This is a genomic window from Nitratidesulfovibrio sp., assembly GCF_040373385.1.
Taxonomy (GTDB): Bacteria; Desulfobacterota; Desulfovibrionia; order Desulfovibrionales; family Desulfovibrionaceae; genus Cupidesulfovibrio.
Genome location: NZ_JBDXXH010000006.1, coordinates 220876 through 227212, shown reverse-complemented (window position 1 = coordinate 227212; position 6337 = coordinate 220876). Strand labels below are relative to the sequence as shown.

Annotated in this window: 5 protein-coding genes; all 5 read right to left on the bottom strand. The window is 69.1% G+C overall.

All coding sequences use genetic code 11. From position 1 onward, the window contains the following. Positions 1-119 precede the first annotated feature (119 nt). Positions 120-1340 carry an ABC transporter permease gene (locus ABWO17_RS12315; protein ID WP_353118933.1) on the bottom strand — a complete coding sequence of 407 codons (1221 nt, stop codon included), beginning with the start codon at positions 1338-1340 and terminating at the stop codon, positions 120-122. After that, positions 1340-2728, bottom strand: coding sequence for an ABC transporter permease (locus tag ABWO17_RS12310; RefSeq protein ID WP_353118931.1), 1389 nt, complete (start codon positions 2726-2728; stop codon positions 1340-1342). Before ABWO17_RS12310 ends, ABWO17_RS12315 begins: the two co-directional genes overlap by 1 nt. Further along, entirely contained in the window at positions 2725-3543 is an 819-nt protein-coding gene (locus tag ABWO17_RS12305; protein WP_353118929.1) for an ABC transporter ATP-binding protein, read from the bottom strand. The genes ABWO17_RS12310 and ABWO17_RS12305 overlap by 4 nt, the downstream gene beginning before the upstream one ends. Before the next feature lie 13 nt (positions 3544-3556). Further along, positions 3557-4858 carry an efflux RND transporter periplasmic adaptor subunit gene (locus tag ABWO17_RS12300; protein ID WP_353118927.1) on the bottom strand — a complete coding sequence of 434 codons (1302 nt, stop codon included), beginning with the start codon at positions 4856-4858 and terminating at the stop codon, positions 3557-3559. A 289-nt stretch (positions 4859-5147) separates the two neighbouring features. Beyond that, entirely contained in the window at positions 5148-6131 is a 984-nt protein-coding gene (locus ABWO17_RS12295; protein WP_353118925.1) for a hypothetical protein, read from the bottom strand. Positions 6132-6337 lie beyond the last annotated feature (206 nt).

Here is a 6337-nt window from a genome sequence, read left to right as displayed (position 1 = left end):
ACGCCCCCTCCACACCCGTCGGAGCCATAACGAAATCGGGCGTGGTCAAAAGGGCGCAACGGCCTTCGTAGAGGCCGGACGCAACTGCGCACGCCCCCTCCCCCTCTTCCATTTCCCCCTCACTCAGGATTCCTGAGTACCTCCAACACCTCCACCCGCGACGCCTGCCACGCCGGGTACGCCCCGGCCACCAACCCCAGCAGCACCGACGCCACGCAGGCCCCCGCAATCAGCAGCGGGTCGTACAGGTACGGAAAGTCCCCCACGGTGTACACCACGGTGACGATGCCCACAGCCGCCAGCACGCCTGCCGCGCCGCCCACCCCGGCCATCACCCCGGCCTCGGCCAGAAACTGGCGGATGATCACCGTGCGGCTGGCGCCCACGGCCCGGCGGATGCCGATTTCCAGCCTGCGGGCGCGCACCAGCAGGATCATGATGGACAGGATGCCCAGCGCCCCCACGGCAAACGAGATGGACGACGACAGCACCCCCAGCGTCCACACCAGCTCCAGCGCCTGGTTGCGCAGGCGGGCGGAATCCTGCGCCGAGATGACCGAAAAGTCGTCCTTGCGGCTTGGCCCCATGTGGTGGCGGCGGCGCAAGATGTCGGTGACGGCGGCCTTGGCGGCAGCCTCGTCGTTCTGGTCGTGCAGGTTCATGAATACGCCGCTGATCCAGTCCTGATTGGTGAAGCGGCGCATGTACGTGGACAGCGGGGTGAACACCATCTCGTCCAGGTTGGCGCCGGTCACGTCCTGGCCCTTTTCCGGCAGCACCCCCACCACCAGCACGTTGGCGCGAAAGAAGAACACCTGCCTGCCCACGGCGTCTGCCGTGTCGCCGAACAGGCGCTGCGCGATGGCGTAGCCCAGCACGCAGACCTTGGCCTGCGTGGCCTCCTCTTCCTCGTTGTAGAAGCGGCCATGCTCGGTTTCCAGCACGCGCACCTGCGCGTAGGCCGGGGGCGATGCCATGAGCTGGCTGCCCGTCTTCACCCGGCCATAGCGCACCGGCATGGAACCGCTGGCATAGGGCACGCCAAGGCGCACCTGCGGCACGGTGCCCAGGATTTCGCGGGCGTCCTCCAGGCTGAAAGTGGTGGTCATACCGGTGACGCGGGTGGACCCTTCGCGCCGGAAGTTGGCCTGCCCGGACAGGGCCTGCAACAGGTTGGGGCCAAGGCGCTGCGTCTCGATGTCGGCCTTCTTGACCATGGCCTTGGAGATGTGCAGCACGGCGGTAAGCGCCAGCGCGCCCAGAAAGACCCCCAGCATGGCCAGTATCGTGCGCATGCGGTGGGCGGCCAGCGAACGCAGGGCAATGCGCAGCCGTTGCATCACTCGCCCCCGCGCAGGGCCTGAATGGGGTCAAGTGCGGCGGCCTGCCGCGCCGGGCGCAGCCCGAACACCAGGCCCACCGCCGTGGCGGCGGCCAGGGCCAGCAGGAACACCTTGACCGACAGCACCATTTCGATGAGCCCAAGGCGTTCCAGCATCTGGCCCATCAGCGCGCCCAGCAGCACGCCGCCCACGGCGCCGCACAGGGTCAGCGCCAGCGATTCCATCAGAAATTGCAGCAGGATGGCCCGACCCGGCGCGCCCAGTGCCTTCTTGAGGCCGATCTCCACCCGCCGTTCGGTGACCGAAAGCAGGAACAGGTTGGCCAGCACGAAGCCACCCACGATCATGGCCGCCGTCGCCGTCACCCCCAGAAACAGCACCAGTCCGCCCTTGATCACGGACAGGAACTTCAGCACTTCCTTGGCGGTGAGTATGGTGAAGTCGTCGGGGTCTTCAGGGGCAAGGCGGTGCAGGTGGCGCAGCAGGCTGCGCAGGTCTTCCACGTGGGCGTCCATGCCCGCCACGTCCTCGAACTTCACGCGCAGGGCACGGAAGTAGCGGCGGTCCATGTTGAAGCGCTGGGTCAGCGTGGTAAGGGGAATGATGACACGGTCGTCCACGCTGCTGCCACCGCCGGACATGCCCCGGTACTGCAACAGCCCCACCACGGTGAACGGCACGCCGGACATCAGGAAGGTGCGGCCCACGGGGCTTTCGTCGCCGAACAGCTCGCGGGCGGGCCTGTCGCCCATCAGGGCCACGCGCGCGCCGCGCTGCACGTCTTCCGCCGTAAGGTCTCGGCCTTCCACCAGCGGCCAGTTCCAGGCTTTGGCGTAATTCTCGGTGGTGCCGCCCACCAGCGACACGTCGTAGTTGTTGGCCTCGTGCTTCAGGCGCACGTTGCCCTTGGAACGCATGGGCAGCACGATGTACGCACCCGGCAGCGACTGGCGGATGCGCGCCGCGTCTTCCCAGGTAAGGGTAAGGGTGCGGGCGCCCACGGCTTGGTTGACGATGTTGCCCCCGAACACCAGCACCGCGTCCGGCCCGAACATGTCGGCGATTTCGTCGGCTTTCTTGGATGCGCCGTCAACGGCGGCCACGATGACCGTCAGCGAGGCGATGCCCAGCGATACGGCGGCGATGACGAAGAAACTGCGCAGCCGGTAGGCCAGCAGCGCGGAAAGGCCCAGCCTGGCGGCGCGCCAGACTTCGCGCAGTTGTCCGGACAACTCTGACAGGCCTGACACCCCTGACAGGCCACGCGGGCGGGGCGGCGTACCCTGCCCGCCGAAACGGCGGGAAGTCGGGTCGGATTCCGGGCGCGTCATGCGCGTCATGCGCGTCAGGGGCGTCAGGGGCGCCGGGGCCACCGGGGTCGTCATGCCGGAACTCCGCCGCCGACCGGGCCGATGGCGGAAGGATCGGGAGAGGGCAGCCCCTCGCCGTGCAGGCCGTCGCTTTCGATGACCCCGTCGCGGATGACGATGCGCCGCCGCGCGCGGGCGGCGGTTTCCATGTCATGGGTCACCACCACCACGGTCTTGCCGGTACGGTTGATGTCCGCCAACAGGTCCAGGATGTCGGCGCTGGTGGTGGAATCGAGCTGGCCGGTGGGCTCGTCGGCCAGGATCAGGGCGGGGTCGTTCAGCAGGGCGCGGGCCAGGGCCACGCGCTGTTGCTGCCCGCCGGAAAGGCGCGCGGGCACGAAGTCCATGCGGTCGCCAAGGCCCACGCGGTGCAGCAGGTCTTCGGCCCGCTTGCGCTGGGTGCGCAGGTTCTTGTGGCTGTACAGGCCGGGCAGCAGCACGTTGTCCAGCGCGGTGGCGTAGGGGATGAGGTAGAAGTTCTGGAACACGAAGCCGGTCAGCTGGTTGCGGGCCTCCGACCGGGCGTCGTCGTCCAGGTGCGACACGTCGTGCCCGTCCAGCACGTAGCGGCCCGCAGTGGGGCTGTCCAGCAGGCCCAGGATGTGCAGCAGCGTGGACTTGCCGGAGCCGGAAGAACCCTGGATGGCCACGAACTCGCCGCGTCCGATGGAAAAGCTGACGCCGCGCAGCACGTCCACGGTCAGGTCGCCCTGCCGGAAACTGCGGGTGATGCCGGACAGTTCGACCAGTGGCGCGCCAGTGCCCGTCGATGGGGCGGGTGTTTTCACCGCCTCGGTTTGCCGTGCCGTGTCGTTGGGTGTGCTGGTCATGCTGCGCGCCCCGCTACCGGCCCGGACGCGCGGAACCGGGGCCGCCGCCCTGTCCACCAGGACCGCCCGATCCGCCAGACGCCTGCTCGGGCCGCGCCCCCCCGCGCGATGCGGGCAGCACCACCCTGGTGCCCACCACGTCACCTTCGGCCAGCCCTTCCAGCACCTCGCTGGTTTCAGCTCCGGCCAGGCCGATGCGCGGCCGCACCCGGCGGATGGCGCCGCCGTCCTGCACGAACACCACCTGCTCGCCGCCCACCCATTTCAGGGCTTCGTTGGGCACGGCCAGTACATTGTCCTTCTGCTGCACCACGATGCGACACTGGGTGGTCATTTCGGGCCGCAGGTCGGTGGAGGTCTGCGGGGTAAGGCGTACCAGCGCCCGGTAGTACACGATGTTGTCGCGGATTTCCGGCTGCGGGTATATCTGGTTCACCGTGCCGCCAAAGGTGCGGCCCGGCAGCGAATCCACGCGGAATTCCACGGACATGCCGGGGGTTACCTGGCCCACGTCGGTTTCGTCCACGTAGATCCACATTTCCAGCCGGGTGGGGTCCAGCACGGTGATCAGGTTGGCCACCTGAAAGCCCGCCACCACGGTTTCGCCGCCCTGCGCCGTGACCTCGCTGACCACGCCGTCCAGCGGGGCGCGAATCACCGAGTAGGACAGGCGCACGTTGGTGGCTTCCAGCGCGGACTGCGCCTCCTTCACGGCCTCGCGCGCGGTCCTGATGGCCAGCGTCGATTCGCGTTGCAGGCGTTCCAGGGTGGCCTTGCGCGCGGCCAGGGTGTTGGCGGTGGTTTCAGCCTGCTGTTTCGCCTCGTCCAGGGTATTGCGGGCGTCCAGGTCCTGGTCCACCAGGGTGCGGCGGCGCTTCAGGTTCAGGGCCGCGTAGTCGTAGTCGGCCTGCGCGGCGGCCATCTGGGCTTCTGCCTCGCGGATTTGCAGGGGGTACGATGCTTCAACGCGGGCGCGCTCCGATTGGGCCTTGCGCAGGGTGGCCTCGGCCTGGTCCTGCTGGGCGCGCTGCTCGCGGTCGTCGATTTCGGCGATGATCTGCCCGGCTTTCACCTTGTCGCCCACCTTGACGTGCATGGTGCGGATGATGCCGGTGAACCGGGTGCCGGTCTTCACGATGGCGCCCACCTCGGGCTTGATGATGCCCGTGGCGTCCAGCACCTTGCGTACCGTGGCCCGGCTCACGGTGGCGGTCTGGGTGATTTCGGTGCGGCCTTCGCGCCGCGACAGGAAGTAGGCGGCGATCAGGGCCACGGCGAGGGCGATGGCGAGGCCGATGATGATCTTCTTGCGCATGGGGTTCCCGTGTCCGTGAAGTATGGGGAAACATGGAGAAATATGACGGTATGGGCTGTGGGAAGAGGTGGTCCCTCGGGGGCAACGTGGCGCTGGTGCCGCGTTTGCTGTCCGCACTCGTGCGTGGCGTACATATACAGTACGGGATGCACATGGCGTGCACGCCCCACGGGGGGGGCACCGGGCAATGCCGGGACTATAAGTATTCGCGCGGCGAAGGGGAAGGGCATGCGCCGGATGGAACGGCAAGGACCGCACCACCCGGTACCGCGCGCGGGAGGGGGACGGGCTAGTCGCCGGGCCGCAGCGCGGTAAGCCCGTCCGGTCCGTCGGCCAGGCGCAGGCCGAAGCCCGCCCACAATGCCGCCAGCAGTTCCGTGCCGGGTTCCATGTCGGGCGAACCGGCCACGTGGCGGTTGCGGAAGAACGTGTGCAGGTCGCGCGCGGCGGCGGGCAGTTCGGCCCGGTGCAGCAGTTCGGCGCCGGGCGCGGCCAGGTCGGGGAAGTGGTCCAGGGTGGCCCAGGCGTGGGACAGGGCCAGCGAAAGGCGCATCACCAGCGGGCGCACCGCGCGCAGGTAGGTGACGGTATCGCCGGTGCGGGCGTGGTCGTCGGCCAGCATGCGCAACCATGTGCGGGCGTCTGCCGAGGTGACGTGGCCGAGGTCTGCGGCAAAGGCGTGCAGCAGGGCGGTGCGGGCGCGTTCGGAAAGTTCCTGCCGCAGCACCTTGCGCAGCAGCCCGTCGCGGAAGTCCCAGGCCTTGCGGGCGGCGTCGTATTCACCGAACAGGCGCGAGACGGCGGTGAGCAGCACGGCGTGGCTGTCCTGCCGGGAAGCGCCGGTGGCGGCGCGCAGGGGCACTGGCAGCCGCCCCTTGTTCACCAGGCGGGTCAGTTCGCGCCAGTACAGGGCGTAGCGCATGTGGGCGTCGTGCTCCGGCCCGTAGATGCCGGGGTGGAAGACCAGCACCCAGCCCTGCGGGGCGGGGATGGCTGCCGTCATCGCTTTCGGGGGCTTGGGGGCCGTGGGGGCGCCAGACGCGGAAGGATCCGTGCGTGACCGGGGCGCATGCCTGTCCGGGGCCAGTTCGTCCAGCGCCGCACCGAAGTCGGCAGGCACAAGGATGCGCGCGATGCGTACCACGTCGGAAAGGCCGCGTGCCGCCCCGGCGATGACGCCCAGTTCCTCGCGCGCGGCCTGGGGGCCGGTACCGCCTTCCGGGCCGCGCAGGCTCTCCGGCAGGGTTGCTTCCACATCCACCGAAATGCGCATGGGGGGGTGCTCCTTGCGTCGCCGCGCCCCCACGGAATGCGGGGGTGCGCCCCACCATGTAGAGGAAGCACGAAGCCGGGTCAACCTTCCGGCGGCAGCCGTCTGTCAAGGCCCGGCGCGGGCTCCCGCCACGGGGGCGGGCCGTGGAGGCCCACGCCGGGTTTCGGGTTGCCCGGAAAGGGACGCACCATGAAGTGTGTGCCGGG